This is a genomic window from Flavobacterium degerlachei (assembly GCF_900106645.1).
In the GTDB taxonomy this organism is placed as follows: domain Bacteria; phylum Bacteroidota; class Bacteroidia; order Flavobacteriales; family Flavobacteriaceae; genus Flavobacterium; species Flavobacterium degerlachei.
Genome location: NZ_FNMV01000007.1, coordinates 1 through 18,372 on the forward strand (window position 1 = coordinate 1; position 18,372 = coordinate 18,372).

Sequence of the window (18,372 nt, forward strand, 5' to 3'; positions counted from 1 at the left end):
CGCTCATAAAGGATCTTTAAAATCCTGTTATAAGCGTTTTTTTATTGTCTAAAAAACGACTCTAATCAAAATAAGTGAAGTTTTTCAGTGCCCTCGCCGCGGCGAATGGTGTTTTTTTATATAAAATATTTAATTCTATTTAAGCTGGTATTTGTTGGCTTAAGCAATGCAAAGTTCCAAAACCCCATATCAAATCGATAGCGCTAATTCCGATGATTTCTCGATCTGGAAAACACTCCGCTAGAATGTTTAGAGCCTTACGATCATTAGCATCATTGAAAGTAGGAACCAAAACACATTTATTCAAAATAAGGAAATTAGCATAACTTGCTGGTAATCTTAAATCTTCAAAATCTATTCGTTTTGGCATTGGCAAAGCCACTATAATTGGAGCTTTTCCATTTTCCAATTTCGCATTTTGCAAACGCTTTAAATTGTCTTGCAAAGGAGCGTAGTTATTGTCTTTTGGATCTGTTTCTACAATGGTAACAATAGTGTCTTCATTGATAAAACGGCATAAATCGTCGATGTGTCCGTGAGTGTCATCACCTTCAACACCGTCGCCTAACCAAATTACATTAGTTATTCCCATGTATTCTTTGAAAACGGCTTCGTAATCTGCTTTAGTAAAACCAGGGTTACGAACCTGAATATTGGGATGCATTAAGCATTCCTCCGAGGTAAGTAAAGTTCCTTTTCCATTTGTGTCAATTGCACCACCTTCAACAATTACAGGCTTTCCTTTATACATGACTTGCGTAAGCGGCATATCTAGAAAATTAGCTACTGTAGCTGGAACATGTTTGTCTAGCTGATAATTTTTATATTTTGCCCAGCCATTAAAGTTGAAGTTTAATGCTTCTCTTTGATCTCCGTTTTTAATCACGATAGGACCAGAATCACGCATCCAGCTTCTATTCGTTTTTTGTATGATAAACGAAAGATTATCAAGGTTTACACGCGCTCTTTCTAGCATTTCAGTAACCTTTTCTTTTAGTTTCTCATCGGCAACAACTAAGAAAACGGTTTCATAAGTAGCTACTTTCTTGATAAATTCGACAAAAGCCCATTGAACTGCTTCGTATTTCCCAGGCCAATCGTTTCCGTTATGTGGGAAACAAAGTAATATCCCTTGCTGGTTTTCCCATTCTGCCGGGAATCTTCTGTTATTTGTAGTTTCCATAATTAGTCGATTGCTCTTTTAGTAATGTCACCAAAAGCGTCAATTCTTCTGTCTCTAAAAAACGGCCAGTTTTGACGTACGTTTTCTTGTAAATCTAAATCAACTTCAGCAATTAGGATTTCTTCTTTGTCGTGTGAGGCTTGCGCCAAAATTTCACCCTGTGGTCCCGCAATAAATGATGATCCCCAGAACTGAATTCCATCGGTATCAGGCAAGTATTTTTCTAGTCCAATTCTATTGGCGGCAGCAACATATACTCCATTGGCAACGGCGTGTCCTTTCATAACGCTCATCCAAGCGCCATGTTGGTTTTCGCCATATTCGTCTTTTTCTCCTGGATGCCATCCAATAGCTGTTGGGTAAAATAAAACTTCAGCTCCTTGAAGTGCAGTAAGTCTTGCTGCTTCTGGGTACCACTGATCCCAGCAGATTAAAGTTCCTATTTTTCCTTTTTTAGTTGGAATCGTTTTGAAACCCAAATCACCAGGCGTAAAATAGAATTTTTCATAGAAATGTGGATCATCTGGAATGTGCATTTTACGGTATAATCCTGCTTCTGAGCCGTCTGTATCAATGATGTAAGCACTGTTGTGATAGATTCCTGCCATCCTTTTTTCGAAGAAAGGAACAATGATTACCACTCCTAGTTCTTTTGCCAAAGTACTAAAAGCGATAAAAGAAGTGCTATATAATGGTTCTGCAATGGAAAAATTATCAACATCTTCACTTTGACAGAAATAATGACTGCTGTATAATTCAGGTAACGAAATAACTTCGGCACCTTGACTGGCTGCATCGCGCACCCAACTCAAACATTTTTTAAGGTTGTTTTCGGCAACGTCGTTAAGATTCAATTGAATGACTGCTATTTTGTATTTTTTGTTCGGCATCAGATAAATTTTAGACTGCAAAAATAGTGAATTTTATAAAGAGTAGAAAATGGGGCTAATGGAAAAGTTTTATTCTTTTTTTAGTCATTATTTTTTGTGCTTTGTTTGTTATGTAAAGGGTATTTAATTGTGCGTCAGGCTTAATTCGTATTTATGATGTGTATTAGCTTTGGAGAATATAGTAGTTGAATAGATACAAAGAATAGCAATCCTGATGTCGATTCGAAATTGTGAATATCTATTTTACGAATTGTGGATTTTTTTTTCTTTAAAATCTATCTTTGACATCCTTAATTAAAAACAAAATAGACTATGTGGTACGAATGCAAAATAAAATATAGAAAAACGGATGATACTGGTCTACAAAAGATGGCAACAGAACCTTATTTGGTAGATGCTTTATCTTATACAGAAGCTGAAAGCAGAATTAATGAAGAGATGTCAGCATATATCAGTGAAGAATTTAAAATTACGAACATAAAGGTGGCTAATTTTGCTGAGATTCATCCTTTTGAAAACTGTGACCGTTGGTTTAAATCAAAAGTATCTTTGTTAGCTTATGACGAAGAAAGTGGTAAAGAACGCAAGACAAATATGTATATTTTATTGCAGGCTAATGATGTAAAAGAAGCGTTTGATAACACAACTACCGTGATGAAAGGAACAATGGGAGATTATAGTATTCCTGCTATAATGGAATCGCCTATTATGGATGTATTTCCTTATTTCTCTGGTGAAGAAGGGGAATTGGAACAAATGGAAAGATTCAATGCACTAAAAGCTTCAAAACCTGAAGTAGCTGTTGAAATAGAAGATCACATGGAATTTGAACCTGCTACTGAAGAAGCAGCTGTATAAGATTGCTACGATAGGTAATAGTATAAAAAAAGAGGACTTTTAGTCCTCTTTTTTAATGAATAGAAAAAACTCTTTAGATTCTTTTAGTATTTCACAAAGGAGTTTTTTAAGATATTATTTTAAAGCTGGTATAGTACGTTTTTATTCCGATTTATAAATGTGAATCGATTGCCCCACTAGTTTCCATTTGTTTTTTATTTTCTCTAAGAGCCTGATTTCATAGGAGAATGTCTTCTTCCCATCTTTCGCCGTTGATTCTTCATCATGACTTACCCAGGCACTTTTACCGTTAATGCTGATTTTGTAGTTCATGTTTACTGCAAAACCACCATTTCCCATCGCTTCCGGTTTAGTATTAATCATAGCAGTTGGGGGAACATCATAAGTTTCGCCTTTTGGTGTAGAAACTAGTATCCTGCTATAAGGCTGAATGTACCAGCAGTCACTATGCCCTTTACTATCCTTAGCTCTCCATGTTGCAGATTCTTTTTCTAGCAAGCTTTTAATCAATTCTGATTCCTTGTTCTTTTGACTGTGTGCGGTAAGGCAAACTGCAATAAGGAGGTAAAGACTTAATTTCCATTTCATAAGACTATCTTTTTGTAAAATTAAAAGTAATGTTTTTTCTAAAGGCGACCAAATAGTATTACTGCACGGCAATAGTCGTATCAGTACTTTGTGCAGATGACAAAAGATGTAGATATAATTTTGTTATAATTCAGCATGTTATCTTCTGGAATAGTTAGGCAGCACTTTCTCATAGGCTTTTCTTGCAGATCCTCTAAAGTAGACTTCGCCACATAAAGTATAACCCAAGTTTTCAAAAATTTTCATCATGGGAATATTGTCAAAGTTAGTGTCGGCTTTTATACTATATATGTTGTTTTGTAATGCAAAATCTTCTACATAACTGATAATTTTTTTTGCCAAGCCTTTGCCCAAATAATCTTCAGAAATTGCGACACGATGAATGACTACAAATTCATCATTTGTCAACCATTTTCCTTCAATTCCATCATAAGCAGGTTCATCATTAATTATTACGGCACTATAACCGATGATGGTTTCTCCTTCAAGTAAAACAAAACCGACTCCTTTTTCAATGTCATTTTGTACGACATCTGGGTTTGGATATCCGTCTTGCCATTGATCGCTGCCGTCCTTTTTTCTTCGAATGATTGCCTGTTGTAAAATTGCCCATATTTGAGACGCTTGAGACATTTCAGCTTTTCTAAAGTGATAATCCATGATTTTAATTTATCGTATTTTTTGTTTTCGTTTAAATGGCTACATCCCCGGACTTTGCGAAGCTTATGCGATAATTTGTTTTTTAGAAGAACACTTTGCGTAGGTCTTTGTAAATAAATACAAACCTCCCAAAAAGTCTTTACTTGATATGTTTGTAAGGATGTTATTCTGCATTGCCTAAGCTATTTGGTGTTTTAAATGTTTTAACGAAGACCAACAGGAAGAATACAAAAAAGATCCAATCATTTATCCCATATATCGAGTAAAAGATTCCTGCCATTATATCTTTTTTGTACACATCTGAAATAGTATTATTCAGAATCCAATTTATCCAAACATAACCATAAATAAATTTTTCAACGGCAAATATCGCGATAAGCCATTTCAGCTGATGGTAATTTTTAGCAATAGAAATATATGCTAGTCCCCAAAGGACAATCATTAATAGTCCAAAATTTGACATCACGACAGGATCGAATTCAGTAATAGTTGAATTGGTGAAGAATCTTGAAAAAATTAAGACCGTTAGATTCATCAAACCTGAAATGATGAAGCCTTGCGTAATTGTTATGTTTTTGATTGCCATGGTTCAGTTTTATAAAGTTAAAAGAATATGTTATTCTAAACAGCTATTAAGATGTAGATTTTATCCAAGGTTTCGCTTCTAAAGCGTTGCTAATTTACAATTACTACTCATAAAAACGTATCACATGAAAGGAATTGTGCGGCAGCGGGGACTTTACGATATTAGTTTTTGTTTATCTACTTTGTGGGCACGGATTGCAAATCCGCGCTATCGGGTTACTTATTTTTTCGATGATTATAAACTTCAAAGATATAATATAGTGCACCAAAGTATACTGCTATAATTGCGGCTATATTTGAAATATGATATTTGGATTTTATCATTACTATAGTAAGTACAAGTAAGATAATTATAAGGAATATTGCAAACAATAAGCCTAGTGTACTCTCGTAAAAATTTGGAGCCCTATTGATATTATTTGACTCTATATTTACTGAATTTATCTCTTTAACTTTTGTCTCAAAATCTTTTATAAAATCAGAATAGTCGTCTTTTCCGTCATAATCGGTATTATGTAATATTTCAAATTTGTCATAATATTTCGATATTATTTTAAACTTGTCCCAGTTTCTGTCAGGTTCAATTTTAAATTCTTTAATGTCAATCCATTCAATTTCAAAATCAGAACGCTTCTGTAGAAGAAACTGTTTTGCCCAAGTTATTTTAATTCCTAATTCATCCATTTTAATTTGAATATTTGCTGTTGAAACAAATCTTGCCAAATAGTACACTCCGAAAAACAGAGCGACAATTAAAATCATTACAAAGTTTTTATTATGAGTTTCATTTAATACATCCTTAAAAATAATTATTGGGCTACAAATTAAAAAAATTAGAGTTATTATAAAGATTAGCGGTGAAGATTGTTTTATTCTGTATGTTTTCATAAATAATGCTAACTTGTATATAGGTCTGACTAGAGTCGTACTTTATCTATTATCAAATATATAATAATTATCTTATAAGTCATTAGAGTGATTTTTCAAGTTTAGAGGTTTTTTTAAAATAATTCCTAATTAGTCAAATGAATAGTAGCTAAGGGAACTTTTATTTTGAAAAATGTAACCACAAAAAAACGGCGTTTAAATTACTTAAACGCCGTTGTCAATTTTTATAAAAAGTATGTTATCGAATCGCTTTTATGAATTCACCAATTTTCCCAGTTCCGTTTTCGGTTAAATGCTGGATGAAAGCACTACCTATGATGGCGCCTTTGGCAAATTTAGTCGCTTGGTTGAAAGTTTCTTTATTATTGATTCCGAAACCTATTACTTGAGGATTGTTTAGATTCATAGTAGCAATACGTCTGAAATAGTCTTCCTGAATACTTCCAAATCCAGATTGAGAACCTGTAACACTTGCTGAACTTACCATATAGATAAATCCATCAGAAACGCTATCTATAAAACGGATACGTTCGTCAGAAGTTTGTGGTGTAATCAGGAATATATTTTTTAAACCGTATTTTTCGAAAGTTGCTTTGAATTCTTCTGCATACACATCTACGGGTAAATCAGGAATGATTAATCCGTCGATACCAATCTCAGCACATTTCTTACAAAAGTTTTCTATTCCGTATTGCAACATTGGGTTGAAATAACCCATAATTACTAAGGGAATAGATACTGTTTTTCTAATATCTTTTAGTTGGTCAAACAAAACTTGAGTTGTCATTCCGTTATGCAAGGCTTGTGTTGAACTAGCTTGAATAGTAGGCCCATCGGCTAATGGATCACTAAATGGCAATCCAATCTCAATCATGTCGACACCATTTTTCTCTAAATCCTCAATGATTTGAACTGTATCGTTTAGGTTGGGATATCCGGCAGAGAAATAGATGGAAAGTATTTTTTTGCCTTCTTGTAATTTTTGATTTATTCTGTTCATTTGGGTATTTTTTGTCAGATTTAAAATCTGCTTTTTATCTTTTATTTTTTGATGTCTTATGTTATGGCTGTGAAAGCCCAGGCCACTTGATTTGATTTCAAATTGACTTGTATTCTTTTGTAATGTTTTCCCTCATATCTATCTGCTAGTTGCAGTTCTTCAACGCTGACTTCGTATACCGTTCCACTTATAGTATCTTGTGTATTTTGGGTTGCCTCAATAATGGGATAAGATTCTATTCCATATTCTTCCTCAATTTTTATTTGTTTTACAGCATACCCCATCAAAGTTTCTGGAATTCCTGTTAGTAATCTTCCAAAAACGGTTTCTTGAATGTCTTCCTCTCTTAAGTTTCCGTAGGCAAATAATTTTTCCATGTTTTCTGTTTTGAAATTTATTGTAAAATCCGAATTTCTTGTTTTGACTTGCGTTAGGGATGGAAGCGGTATCTCCCGATGTAGAAAACAAGGCTTTTGCCGTAGTTTTTCTTATCGGGAATTTAGCGTACAGCCCGCCCGATTGCCCTGATTTTTTTCAGGGTAAACGGGAACGCCCTGAAATAAATTCAGGATAAACCCACAAATTACTAAAGGCAAACTCCTCTATAATTTGAAGTAGTCAATATAGGTATTTAAATCCTTATCTCCACGTCCTGAAAGATTTATGACTACAATATCTTCTGGTTTGAATTTCATTTCGTCCAAAACAGCAAAAGCATGGGCACTTTCTATTGCCGGAATCAAGCCTTCCATTTTGGATAGTTTTAATCCCCAGTTCATGGCTTGCTCATCAGTAATTGAGATAAACTGTGCTCTTCCGGTTGCAAAAAGATTAGCGTGCATAGGGCCTACACCTGGATAATCTAGTCCTGCCGAAATAGAATAAGGTTCAGTGATTTGGCCGTCAGTAGTTTGCATTAACAGGGTTTTACTTCCGTGAATGACACCCACTTTACCCAAGGCTGAAGTTGCTGCGCTTTCGCCAGAATGTACTCCCAAGCCAGCTGCCTCGACTGCTATAATATTAACCTCTTCGTTGTCCAGAAAATGGTAATAAGCGCCAGCAGCATTGCTACCACCACCTACGCAAGCGATTACATAATCTGGGTTTTCACGGCCTTCTTTCTCTAATAATTGCTCTTTAATTTCCTTAGAAATTACCGATTGAAAACGCGCCACCATATCAGGATAAGGATGTGGGCCTACTACAGATCCGATGATATAATAAGTGTCCACAGGGTTATTAATCCAGTCGCGGATGGCTTCGTTTGTGGCGTCTTTTAAGGTTTTAGATCCTGAAAGTGCTGGACGAACTTCGGCACCCAACATTTTCATACGAGCTACGTTTGGCGCCTGACGTTTGATGTCAATTTCGCCCATATATACGATACATTGTAATCCCATCAAAGCACAAACCGTAGCAGTTGCTACACCGTGTTGACCTGCACCAGTTTCGGCAATGATTCGGTTTTTACCCAATCGTTTGGCCAATAGAATTTGTCCAATCGTGTTATTTACTTTGTGCGCTCCCGTATGGCATAAATCTTCTCTTTTGAGGTAGACTTTAGTATTGTATTGCGCTGATAATCTTTCGGCAAAATAAAGAGGAGTAGGGCGACCTACATAATCTTTTAGCAAGGCATCAAACTCAGCTTGAAACTCAGGTTCAGCTGTAATTTTTAGATAATTTTGGCGCAGTTCTTCCACATTAGGATATAACATTTCGGGGATGTAGGCACCTCCAAATTCGCCATAGTAGCCTTTTTCGTTTACGTTGTATGACATTTTATTTGTTTTTTATTTTGTTATCTGTAGAGACACTCTGCAGTGTGTCTCTACGTGCGTCTCTACGTACATTTTCGCACAATTCTATATTTTTTAATCCAGGTTCTATTTCAAATTTACTATTTACATCAATAGCATAAATAGGTAAATTGGTTTTTATAATTTCATTAACAGCGTCCATTTCCTCTAATCCTATTCCGCCACTCAGGAAAAAGGGTTTTGATGATGGATAATTTGCCAATACTTTCCAATCGAAAGTGGTTCCGTTTCCTCCAGGCAATTTGCCTTGGGTATCAAAAAGGAAATAATCGCAAAGGGATTCGAAAGGTTTTAAAATATCAAAATCAAAACTATCGATTATCGAAAATACCTTAATGATTTCAACTTCTTTTGCTAATTTGCTTTTTAATTCTTCACAAAATTCTACAGATTCATTTCCATGCAATTGCACTGCCTGCAAATTGTGCAGCGCCACCTTATCCAGAATAATATCGATGGTTTCGTTTACAAAAACACCAGTTTTTTTAATTGATTTAGGCAATTTAGGAATCACGCCATCAAAATATCGAGCCGATTTCTCCCAGAATATAAATCCCATATAATCGGGTAGCAGCGATGCTACTTCGAGTATATTGTCGGGATATTTCATTCCGCAGATTTTGAGTTTCATAGTCTTTTATTTAACGTATTTAACCGCAATCCCGATAATTATCGGGACGCTAGGGTTTCGCAAAGTTCACTAAGCTGTACCCTGATTTTAGTTTATATCCTCTTTTCTATATTCTTGAATCTTTCTTCTTTTCTCTAAAGAGCTAGCTGCTTGATAAATTCAGTTGCAGCTTTACCAGCATTATCGGTTTTCATGAAGTTTTCACCAATTAAGAAACCTTTGTATCCGTATGGTTTTAATTCTTGGATGGCTTCAATTGAACTAATACCACTTTCAGAAACTTTTACGAATTCATCTGGTATTTGAGCCGCTAATTGCTTGCTAAAATCCAAACTTACTTCAAATGTTTTCAGGTTTCTGTTATTGACACCAATCATGTCTAATGTAGGCATAATTGATTTTTCTAACTCTTCTTGATTGTGTACTTCTAATAGAACTTCTAATCCTAAACTTTTAGCAAATTCAGAAAGTAATTTGATTTCTTCACGAGTTAAAACTGCAGCGATTAGCAAAATCAAATCGGCTCCATGTGCTTTGGCTTCTAGGATTTGGTATTCATCAACAATAAACTCTTTTCGCAATAACGGAATGTTTACTGAGGCTCTTGCCAAAAGTAAATCGTCAAGAGAACCGCCAAAATATTTCCCATCAGTCAAAACAGAAATTCCGCAAGCGCCAGCACTTTCATATCCTTTTACCACTTCTTCCACGGTGAAACCGTGATTGATTACTGACTTTGAAGGAGAACGGCGTTTGTGTTCCGCAATAATTCCCGAGTTGCTGTTTCTTAGATTCTGACTCAAAGAAATAGTTTCTTTTGCAAAGAAAACCGAAGCTTCCAACTGTGATACCGGAATGATGGATTTCTTGAGAATGACTTCTCGTTTTTTATCTACTATTATTTTGTCTAAAATGTTCATAATGTATTAGCCCCCTAACCCCCGAAGGGGGAACTATTGGACTCGATTGGGTTCTAATATTAAATTTTTATTTTACACTTTGGCAAATTCCCCCCTTGGGGGTTAGGGGGCTTTACTTAACTCTTGTAACTTATTCAAAGCTTTCAATCCTTTCCCTGATAGTAAACTTTCCTTGGCTTGTTCAAATCCTTCCAGAGGAGAACATTTTGTCACGGTTGCAATTGCCATTGCAGCATTGGCACAAACGACATTGTTTTGGGCTTCGGTTCCTTTACCAGAAATGATATCAGTAAACATTTGAGCCGACTCATCGATGGTTTTTCCACCTTCGATTTCGCTTTGTGATAAAAGACGAACATCAAAACTTTCATGAGATAGCATTCCTTCCATACTACTAGTAATAATCTTTGTAGGGCTAGTCAGCGACACTTCGTCGTAACCGTCTAACGAATGCAAAATGGTGAAATTCACATCAGTGTTTTGATACAAATAAGCATACATTCTGGCGAGTTCCAAATTAAAAACACCTACTAATTGATTTTTTGGAAACGATGGATTTACCATTGGTCCTAACATATTGAAGAAGGTTTTTACCGCTAATTCTTTTCGTATTGGTCCTACGTTTTTCATAGCTGGATGAAATAGGGGAGCGTGTAAAACGCAAATTCCAGCTTGATCAATACTTCTTTCTAAAAAATCATTCTCATTACTGAATTTGATTCCTAGTTTTTCCATTACGTTGCTTGAACCAGAAATAGAGGAAACACCATAGTTACCGTGTTTCGCCACTTTTATTCCCGCTCCAGCCGCTACAAAAGAGGCTAGGGTTGATATGTTGAAAGTGTCTTTTCCGTCACCACCAGTTCCACATAAATCGATTGCATTGTATGCGGATAGATCTACGCGAATACACAATTCTAATAAGGCTTCTCTAAAACCGGCAAGTTCTTCGATACTAATGCTACGCATCATATATACAGTCAAAAATGCTGATATTTGACTTGGATTATAGCTTCCGTTTGAAATATTAACCAATACATTTTTTGCCTCTTCTTTCGAAAGCATTTCGTGATTGATTAATCTATTTAATATGTTTTTCATAAGCCTCCCCCAACCCCTCCGATGGAGGGGAGCAACCTACTGGGGTAAATAGGGTTTTAAATTTATAATGTCTTTTGCTAGTTTATCCCCCCTTTGGGGGTTAGGGGGCTTTTTACCCAATTTTCTAACATTTTTTTTCCGTTTGGCGTTAAAACGCTTTCAGGATGAAACTGCACTCCACGAACATCAAATGTTTTGTGTCGCAATGACATTACTTGACCATTTTCATCAAAAGAAGTCGCTTCCAAAACATCTGGTAACGTAGTATCTACCACCCAAGAATGATAGCGTCCCACTTCAAATTCATTTCCCAATCCTTCAAATAGTAATTCATCATCAACCACCGTTTTTACCATTGTAGCGACACCGTGATATACTTTATCTAGGTTAGAAAGTGTACCTCCAAAAACTTCACCTATGGCCTGTTGTCCTAAACATACACCAAGAATACTTTTGGTAGGGGCATATTTCCGAATCACTGCTTTCAATAAACCAGCTTCTTCAGGAATTCCAGGTCCAGGAGAAAGCAATATCTTATCGAAACTAGATATTTCATCGATATCAAATTCATCGTTTCTATATACGGTTACTTCACAATTCAAATCTTCCAGATAGTGAACTAGATTATATGTGAAGCTATCGTAATTGTCTATGACTAGTATTTTTTTCATCTTTCAGCCCCCTAACCCCCGAAGGGGGAATAGCTACAGGGGGAGCGTAGTTTTTAATTATTATTATAGTTTAAATTCAACTCCGCACAGCGAAGTTCCCCCTTCGGGGGCTAGGGGGCTTATATTGTTTCCGCCAAATCCAAAGCGGTATTCAGTGCTCTTAATTTGTTATACACTTCCTCCATTTCGCTTTCTTCATCTGAGCTGGCTACGATTCCGGCACCGGCTTGTGAATGTAATTGGTGATTTTTACTTAGGAACGTTCGGATCATAATAGCATGGTTAAAGTTTCCTTCAAAATCCATAAAGCCTATTGCGCCACCATAAAAATTGCGGTTTGTTTTTTCATATTCCTCAATAAGCTGCATCGCTCTGTGCTTTGGAGCTCCACTTAAGGTTCCTGCTGGAAAAGTGTCGGCTACGACTTGCATAGTTGTTGCATTTGGGTGTAAATATCCTGATACTTTTGAAACCAAGTGTATGACATGAGAGAAGAACTGTACTTCCCTGTATTTTTCTACTTCTACACCATGTCCATTTCTACTCAAATCATTTCGAGCCAAATCGACCAACATTACATGCTCACTATTTTCTTTTTTATCTTCAGATAATTGTTTTGCAAGAACGGCGTCTTTTTCATCATCTCCAGTACGTTTGAAAGTTCCAGCTATAGGATGAATTTCGGCTTTACGGTCCTTGACGATAATTTGTGCTTCGGGTGAAGAACCAAATATTTTAAAATCACCATAATCAAAAAAGAAGAGGTAAGGGGAAGGGTTGATGCTTCGCAATGCTCTATAAACGTTGAACTCATCTCCTTTAAATCCTTGAGTAAACCTTCGGGATAATACTAATTGGAAAACATCACCACGGAAACAATGCTTTTTGGCCAAGCCCACATTATGCTTAAATTCTTCATCAGTCAAGTTAGAGAAACCTTCTCCTTCTTTTGTGAATTTGTACGAAGCAATATTTCTGGATTGTAGTAGTTGCTCCATTTCAGAAATGTTATTTTTCCCTTCGAGACTATGACAGAAAATATACGCTTGATTTTTAAAATGGTTGATCGCGATGATATTTTGGTAAACAGCATAATAAACATCAGGAATAGAAATGCTATTGTCCTTTTTGGCAACAGTTACTTTTTCAAAATAGCGAACGGCATCATAAGAGATATAACCAAACAGCCCATTATTGATAAATTTGAAATCGTTTTTTTCTGATTTGAATTGATGTGAAAACTCTTGAATGATTTCAGGAATATTTGTGTTTACATCGATAGCAATTTTCTCAGAGCTACCATCAGGATAGGATTTGAAAATAGTTTCATTTTCAATTTTTATCGAAGCTATAGGATTACAACAGATATAAGAAAAACTGTTGTCACTTCCATGATAGTCGCTACTTTCAAGTAATAAGCTATTGGGGAATTTATCACGTATTTTTAAATACACACTGACAGGGGTTATAGTGTCTGCGAGTATTTGTTTGTATTTTGTATTTAGTGTAAATAGTTTCAAAATGAATAAATTTTAAGATTTTTAATGATATGAAAAGCAAAAAATATCGACATAAAAAAAAGGCTTGTCGTCATGACAAGCCTTTTATATTTATATATGATAATACTATAGGAGCTTAGTTCACGACTATTGACGTAAATTGTTCCACCACCAAGTATTGTTCATTGTTGTTTTCATACTACAAATATATAAATGTAATTTGGTTAATCGTATACATTAAACCAAAAAAAATCTGATTTTTTCATCTTTTTTGTTACATTATTTCAGAGTATGAAATAAAAAACCCAACAATTTCTTGTTGGGTGAATTAGTAAACAGGGTATTATAAAATATTAGAATTTTAAAGCTACAGCCAATTCAAATTCATCAGAAATTGCTTTGTCTCCTAGGTTATCGAAGAAACTTCCTGAACCGTATTTAATGTCATATTTAGTTCTGTCAACGTTAAATTTAGTTGCAGCAGTATTTCCAGTTACAGCAAGATCAAATGCAACAGGACTTGTTTTTCCTTTGATAGTTAAATCAGCAGTTACAGCATAAACACCTTTTGCCTTAGCAGTGATCGTTTTGAAATCTAATGTTGATGTTGAGAATTTTTCAGTTCCAAAGAAATCTTCTGATTTCAAGTGACCGTTTAATTTCCCTAAGTATTCCCCTTTTAAATCTGTTGCAGTCAATGAGTTCATATCAACAGTAAAAGTTCCACCTACTAATTTTGCTCCTTTAAAAACAAGTGCTCCATCTTTAATGTTTACTGTTCCTTCATGTTGTCCAGTTACTTTTTTACCAACCCAGTTGATTGTACTTGCTGATGCATCTACTTTTTTTGTTTGCGCAGATACTGACACTGTAGATAAAACTACTACTAATGCTAATGCAATTGATTTTAAATTTTTCATTTGTTTAATTTTTGTGTTTGAATTGAAATGGATTAATAATTATAGTGTGATGAACAAATCATCTTTTGATTTTCTAACTTTTTTGTGGTGTTGTGTAGCATCTTCTTCATGACGGTATCCTACTGGAGCAATCACTGCTGCATTTAAGTTTAGTTTGTCTAAACCTAAAATGGCATTAAACTCTGCTGCATTGAAACCTTCCATTGGCGTAGCATCAATATTTAACTCAGCTGCTGCACTTAACAAGTTTCCTAAAGCAATGTAGGTTTGTTTTGCTGTCCAAACATCTTTAGCATCTTCAGGAATTGGTTTTACATATCCTTTCATGTAATCGCCATAACCAGTCAAAGCGTCGATTGGTAATTCTCTGATTTCACTTGTGTTTTTCAAGTAAGCATCAATTTCAGCGTCACCAACATTTGTTTGATTAGCAAAAATAAATAAATGCGAAGCATCTATAATTTGCGATTGTCCATAAGCAGCGGGCAATAATTGTGCCTTAATTTCTGGATTTTCAACAATTATAACTTTATAAAGTTGTAATCCAAATGCCGAAGCACTCAATCGAACTGCTTCTTTAAGAAAATCTAAATCGGATTCTGATATTTTTTTTGCTGCGTCAAATTTTTTTGTAGCATAACGCCAGTTTTGTTTATCTAAAAAGGTAGTCATAATTTTTATATTTATTGATTTCTGTATTTTTCTAATAATGTATTTAATAATTCTAATTCTTCTGTATTTAAATTCTGGGAGAAATAGTTTTCATGCTCAATCACTTTGGGATCTAGTTCAGTTAAAACATCTAATCCTTTTTGAGTAATCATCACTTCAATTTTTCTTCTGTTGTCAGGACAAACATTTCGGGTTACAAAATTTTTTAATAATAGTTTATCTACTAATCGAGTGGTATTACTAGTCTTAGCAATCATGCGTTCTTGTATGGCACACATATTAGCCGGATTTCCTTTCTGACCTCTTAATATGCGTAAAACATTGTATTGTTCTCCAGATAAATCATACGGTTTTAATATTTCATTAAATTTTTCATTTGTAACATTTTGTGTGTACAAAATATTTAAAATAATTTTTTTAGAAATATCTAACGGTATTGTGCTTTTTATTTCATCTTCAATTTTCATAACAAGCTTTTCTTATTTGTTGGTACAAATGTAGCACTTTTTTAATTTGTATATACAAATGTTAGGTTAAAAAAATGTTATTGTTTTATTTAAACCAAAACAAAAAATAATCAAGTTGCTGTATATTAATGTATTAGTTGTTTTTTTTTAAATAAAAAAAATCTTCCGTCTAAAAAGATATATTTTTAAATTAGTATGAAATAGTGCTTTTGAGATTAGTTTTAAAAGGCAATACGAGTAGTGTAAAACTCTTTTAGTACCTACTTTTTTGGGCTATTTAGAATTAGAAGCAAATGTTTGATTCCTTACCACAAGAAAAAAAGGATTAATTCTACTTATTTATAAGTTCGTAAATAACATTAGAATCATTCTGCTGATCTTTTCTATTTTCCATAAAATGAAAGCCCGTTTTTTCTAATATTTTTTTAGAACTTTCATTTTTATGATGGGTGAATGCCTCGATCTTGGCTAGCTTTAGTTCATTAAAACCAAAATCGATAATACGCTGTAGTACTTCGGTCATGATTCCTTTATTTTGAAATTCTGGACTTAATCCATAACCAACCTCAGCAATGGTGTGGTTCTCCGAAAAATTCCACAAACAAATAGTACCAATAAGTTCAGGTTGATTATTATAAACGATTCCCCAAGTCACCGATTTATTGTTCTCAAAGTCTTGATTGATATCGGTAATAAATTGCAAGGCTTGTTCGAGCGTTTTTGTTTTTCGGTTTTCTGGTCTTTCGATGAATTGATTAATGGTTGCATCCGATCGTAAGTATAAAATAACTGGAGCATCAGATTCTTCAACTTTTCTTAGTAATAGACGCTCTGATTTTATTTCTGGAAAAGGTGAAAAATTCATTTTGGTTTCGTTTTGATGGTAACGAATATAAGAAATATACGGCTATAATTAAAATTTTGGTTGTTGGGAATCACTGCGTATTTATTTGCAAACTTGTCTTTTTTGCAAACTAAAATTCTATGCTAGCTTGAGACTTATGATTTCTATACTAAAGGATGTTTTCATGAGTAGCGTAGTTATTAACTTCAAGTTACGCGATAAAAAAAAGCGGCTTGAGTTAATACCCACGCCGCTTTTTATTATGATAAATTTGCTATTTTTTTGTTACTAATCAATTAAAGTAACCAAATCTTCCTTGCTTTTTCTAACTTTAGTAAGATTAACTAACCAGTCATTTTCAGTATCTCTATAGCCCACAGGAAGCATAACGCAACTTCTAAGTCCTTTAGCTCTTAAGCCTAATATTTCGTCCAATGCATTAGCATCAAAACCTTCTAATGGCGTACTGTCAACTCCTTCAAAAGCGGCAGCAGCGATGGCTTGAGAAAATGCAATGTAAGCTTGTTTAGCAGCATGGTTAAAGTTTTCCTCAGCATCCTTTTGCGGATAGCTGTTTAATAACATTTGGCGGTAATTTTCCCAACCTTCGTTTTCAAATCCACGAATTGAATTTGTCAAATCAAACATTTTATTAATACGTTCCGCAGTATAAGTATCCCAAGCTGCAAATACAAATAAGTGAGAACAATCAGTGATTACAGATTGATTCCAAGAAATAGGTCTGATTTTTTCTTTTAATTCTTGATTTGTAATTACAATTACTTCAAACGGTTGTAAACCACTTGAGGTAGGAGCAAGTGATATTGCTTCAATTATGTTGTCAATTTTTTCTTGCGATACTTTTGTACCATTCATCGCTTTAGCAGCGTATCTCCAATTTAATTTATCTAATAATTCCATATTCTCTGTTTTATTTTATTGTTTTATTCTAAATTTTTGTTGTCTTCTGTGAGTATTGTAATCCATTCATTCAGCATCTCTTTTAGCTGCAGTACATCGGATATCTTGATGTTTTCAGTAAGCAATATTTTGATGAGTTGCTCAGGAATAGGCTTTGCCTGATCTTTTAAGTTTTTTCCTTTTTCTGTAAGCTGTACAATAACACTTCTTTCATCTGTTTCAGAGCGATTGCGTTGTAGCAATTCCATTTTTTCCATGCGTTTTAGCAATGGCGAAAGAGTGTTAGTGTTCAAAAGCAACTTTTCTGTAATCTGATTTACAGAAAGGCTATCGTTTTCCCAGAGAACCAGTAATACCAAATACTGCGGATAGGTAATCCCCATTTCGTCTAAATACGGTTTATAGGCCTTAGTGATCAAACGGGAAGCCGAGTAGACCGGGAAACAGACTTGACTGCTTAATTTTAATTGAGCATCATCCATCTTAGTCGTCTGTTTTACTATTTCTCCAAGCTTGATACGAACCTGCTGACCATAAAGCCCAAGCAATCAGTACGGGTTGGAAAAACAGACGTATTAAACGTGCGTTATCTGAATCTAAAGCACCAAAGGCATCTTTGTGGTCGAGGTATTGCGCAATATTACCGGGAAACACTAAAACGAAAAAGAGCGCTAGTACCCAACCCAATGTTGCTCGTTCTTTTTTCCAAAAAGCCAAACCGAGACCCAATGCCATTTCTACTATACCTGATAGTATTACCACCAAGTCTTTGCTAAGCGGCAGCCAGTCTGGTACTTGTGCTTGAAAGTCAACTCTATTAAAAGTGAGATGACTGAATCCTGCATAGACCATAAAAAAGGCTAATAGTATTCTGAAAATATTTTGCGTTAACGTAGTTTCTATAGTTTTACTCATTGTTTTATTTTTATCGCAGGCGTTTATGTCGTGTGCGATGCAAATGTAGTCAATTGTTTTGTATTTGCGATTTATTTGCGGGGAAACTTATCATGTGGACGAAGCAGAAATGTTTGTTTGCTGTTTTGGCTGCTCCATTGTGTAGGGACAGTCCCGAAGTTTCGGGAGTAATGCACAACAGCTTTATGATTATATATCTTGGGGTCTAGACTCCGTTTTGGTCATTTCCTTTTTTAGTTGTTTTCGATGGCTGTATCTAGTCATTACCCCATAAATAGCCCAAAAAATAAAAAGTGAAATATAAATTTGAGTACACTAAAATTTTGCTCGTCATAA

22 protein-coding genes are annotated in these 18,372 nt (G+C 34.8%); 1 reads left to right on the forward strand and 21 read right to left on the reverse strand.

Going from position 1 to position 18,372, the window contains the following annotated elements:
• Nucleotides 1-139: 139 nt before the first annotated feature.
• Together BLV91_RS08170 and BLV91_RS08175 are read right to left on the reverse strand one after the other, a co-directional pair.
• Nucleotides 140-1,183, reverse strand: a complete 1,044-nt coding sequence (locus BLV91_RS08170; RefSeq protein WP_091431680.1) for an agmatine deiminase family protein — start codon at nucleotides 1,181-1,183, stop codon at nucleotides 140-142.
• Between the two features lie 2 nt (nucleotides 1,184-1,185).
• The gene (locus BLV91_RS08175; RefSeq protein WP_091431683.1) at nucleotides 1,186-2,073 is read right to left on the reverse strand and encodes a carbon-nitrogen hydrolase; all 888 of its coding nucleotides are present in this window, start codon (nucleotides 2,071-2,073) and stop codon (nucleotides 1,186-1,188) included.
• Between the two features lie 312 nt (nucleotides 2,074-2,385).
• On the opposite strand from BLV91_RS08175, the gene BLV91_RS08180 reads away from it, so the two are divergent.
• Nucleotides 2,386-2,931, forward strand: coding sequence for a DUF4494 domain-containing protein (locus BLV91_RS08180; RefSeq protein ID WP_091431685.1), 546 nt, complete (start codon nucleotides 2,386-2,388; stop codon nucleotides 2,929-2,931).
• A gap of 141 nt (nucleotides 2,932-3,072) precedes the next feature.
• Here BLV91_RS08180 and BLV91_RS08185 read toward each other — a convergent pair whose 3' ends face one another.
• From BLV91_RS08185 to BLV91_RS08275, 19 genes are all read right to left on the reverse strand, one after another.
• Nucleotides 3,073-3,519, reverse strand: a complete 447-nt coding sequence (locus BLV91_RS08185; protein ID WP_091431687.1) for an endo-arabinase — start codon at nucleotides 3,517-3,519, stop codon at nucleotides 3,073-3,075.
• A gap of 138 nt (nucleotides 3,520-3,657) precedes the next feature.
• Nucleotides 3,658-4,179, reverse strand: coding sequence for a GNAT family N-acetyltransferase (locus tag BLV91_RS08190; RefSeq protein ID WP_091431689.1), 522 nt, complete (start codon nucleotides 4,177-4,179; stop codon nucleotides 3,658-3,660).
• A gap of 163 nt (nucleotides 4,180-4,342) precedes the next feature.
• Nucleotides 4,343-4,765 carry a hypothetical protein gene (locus BLV91_RS08195; RefSeq protein WP_091431691.1) on the reverse strand — a complete coding sequence of 141 codons (423 nt, stop codon included), beginning with the start codon at nucleotides 4,763-4,765 and terminating at the stop codon, nucleotides 4,343-4,345.
• Nucleotides 4,766-4,980: 215 nt separating this feature from the next.
• Complete coding sequence (locus tag BLV91_RS08200) at nucleotides 4,981-5,652, reverse strand: hypothetical protein (RefSeq protein ID WP_091431693.1); 672 nt, start codon at nucleotides 5,650-5,652, stop codon at nucleotides 4,981-4,983.
• A gap of 238 nt (nucleotides 5,653-5,890) precedes the next feature.
• Nucleotides 5,891-6,652 carry a tryptophan synthase subunit alpha gene (gene trpA / locus BLV91_RS08205; protein ID WP_091431695.1) on the reverse strand — a complete coding sequence of 254 codons (762 nt, stop codon included), beginning with the start codon at nucleotides 6,650-6,652 and terminating at the stop codon, nucleotides 5,891-5,893.
• A 56-nt stretch (nucleotides 6,653-6,708) separates the two neighbouring features.
• Complete coding sequence (locus BLV91_RS08210) at nucleotides 6,709-7,029, reverse strand: gamma-glutamylcyclotransferase family protein (RefSeq protein ID WP_091431697.1); 321 nt, start codon at nucleotides 7,027-7,029, stop codon at nucleotides 6,709-6,711.
• Nucleotides 7,030-7,254: 225 nt separating this feature from the next.
• Entirely contained in the window at nucleotides 7,255-8,436 is a 1,182-nt protein-coding gene (gene trpB, locus BLV91_RS08215) for a tryptophan synthase subunit beta (RefSeq protein ID WP_091431700.1), read from the reverse strand.
• A 1-nt stretch (nucleotide 8,437) separates the two neighbouring features.
• Nucleotides 8,438-9,106 (reverse strand): phosphoribosylanthranilate isomerase, encoded by a 669-nt coding sequence (locus tag BLV91_RS08220; protein WP_091431702.1) that lies wholly within the window; start codon nucleotides 9,104-9,106, stop codon nucleotides 8,438-8,440.
• Nucleotides 9,107-9,240: 134 nt separating this feature from the next.
• Nucleotides 9,241-10,026 carry an indole-3-glycerol phosphate synthase TrpC gene (gene trpC / locus BLV91_RS08225; protein ID WP_091431704.1) on the reverse strand — a complete coding sequence of 262 codons (786 nt, stop codon included), beginning with the start codon at nucleotides 10,024-10,026 and terminating at the stop codon, nucleotides 9,241-9,243.
• A gap of 102 nt (nucleotides 10,027-10,128) precedes the next feature.
• Nucleotides 10,129-11,127 carry an anthranilate phosphoribosyltransferase gene (gene trpD / locus BLV91_RS08230; protein WP_091431706.1) on the reverse strand — a complete coding sequence of 333 codons (999 nt, stop codon included), beginning with the start codon at nucleotides 11,125-11,127 and terminating at the stop codon, nucleotides 10,129-10,131.
• Nucleotides 11,128-11,204: 77 nt separating this feature from the next.
• Nucleotides 11,205-11,798 (reverse strand): anthranilate synthase component II, encoded by a 594-nt coding sequence (locus tag BLV91_RS08235; RefSeq protein ID WP_091431708.1) that lies wholly within the window; start codon nucleotides 11,796-11,798, stop codon nucleotides 11,205-11,207.
• Nucleotides 11,799-11,917: 119 nt separating this feature from the next.
• Nucleotides 11,918-13,318, reverse strand: coding sequence for an anthranilate synthase component I family protein (locus tag BLV91_RS08240; protein ID WP_091431709.1), 1,401 nt, complete (start codon nucleotides 13,316-13,318; stop codon nucleotides 11,918-11,920).
• 332 nt (nucleotides 13,319-13,650) lie between these two features.
• A complete protein-coding gene (locus BLV91_RS08245; RefSeq protein WP_091431711.1) occupies nucleotides 13,651-14,217 on the reverse strand; it encodes a YceI family protein in 567 nt (188 codons plus the stop codon).
• A gap of 39 nt (nucleotides 14,218-14,256) precedes the next feature.
• Nucleotides 14,257-14,889, reverse strand: a complete 633-nt coding sequence (locus BLV91_RS08250; protein WP_091431713.1) for an NAD(P)H-dependent oxidoreductase — start codon at nucleotides 14,887-14,889, stop codon at nucleotides 14,257-14,259.
• 11 nt (nucleotides 14,890-14,900) lie between these two features.
• On the reverse strand, nucleotides 14,901-15,356 hold the full coding sequence (locus BLV91_RS08255) for a MarR family winged helix-turn-helix transcriptional regulator (protein ID WP_091431715.1): 456 nt from the start codon (nucleotides 15,354-15,356) through the stop codon (nucleotides 14,901-14,903).
• A 331-nt stretch (nucleotides 15,357-15,687) separates the two neighbouring features.
• Entirely contained in the window at nucleotides 15,688-16,221 is a 534-nt protein-coding gene (locus tag BLV91_RS08260) for a GNAT family N-acetyltransferase (RefSeq protein WP_091431717.1), read from the reverse strand.
• A gap of 267 nt (nucleotides 16,222-16,488) precedes the next feature.
• The gene (locus tag BLV91_RS08265; protein ID WP_091431719.1) at nucleotides 16,489-17,121 is read right to left on the reverse strand and encodes a nitroreductase family protein; all 633 of its coding nucleotides are present in this window, start codon (nucleotides 17,119-17,121) and stop codon (nucleotides 16,489-16,491) included.
• 23 nt (nucleotides 17,122-17,144) lie between these two features.
• Nucleotides 17,145-17,603, reverse strand: a complete 459-nt coding sequence (locus BLV91_RS08270; RefSeq protein ID WP_091431721.1) for a MarR family winged helix-turn-helix transcriptional regulator — start codon at nucleotides 17,601-17,603, stop codon at nucleotides 17,145-17,147.
• A 1-nt stretch (nucleotide 17,604) separates the two neighbouring features.
• Nucleotides 17,605-18,036, reverse strand: a complete 432-nt coding sequence (locus BLV91_RS08275) for a DoxX family protein (RefSeq protein WP_091431723.1) — start codon at nucleotides 18,034-18,036, stop codon at nucleotides 17,605-17,607.
• Between the last annotated feature and the right edge of the window lie 336 nt (nucleotides 18,037-18,372).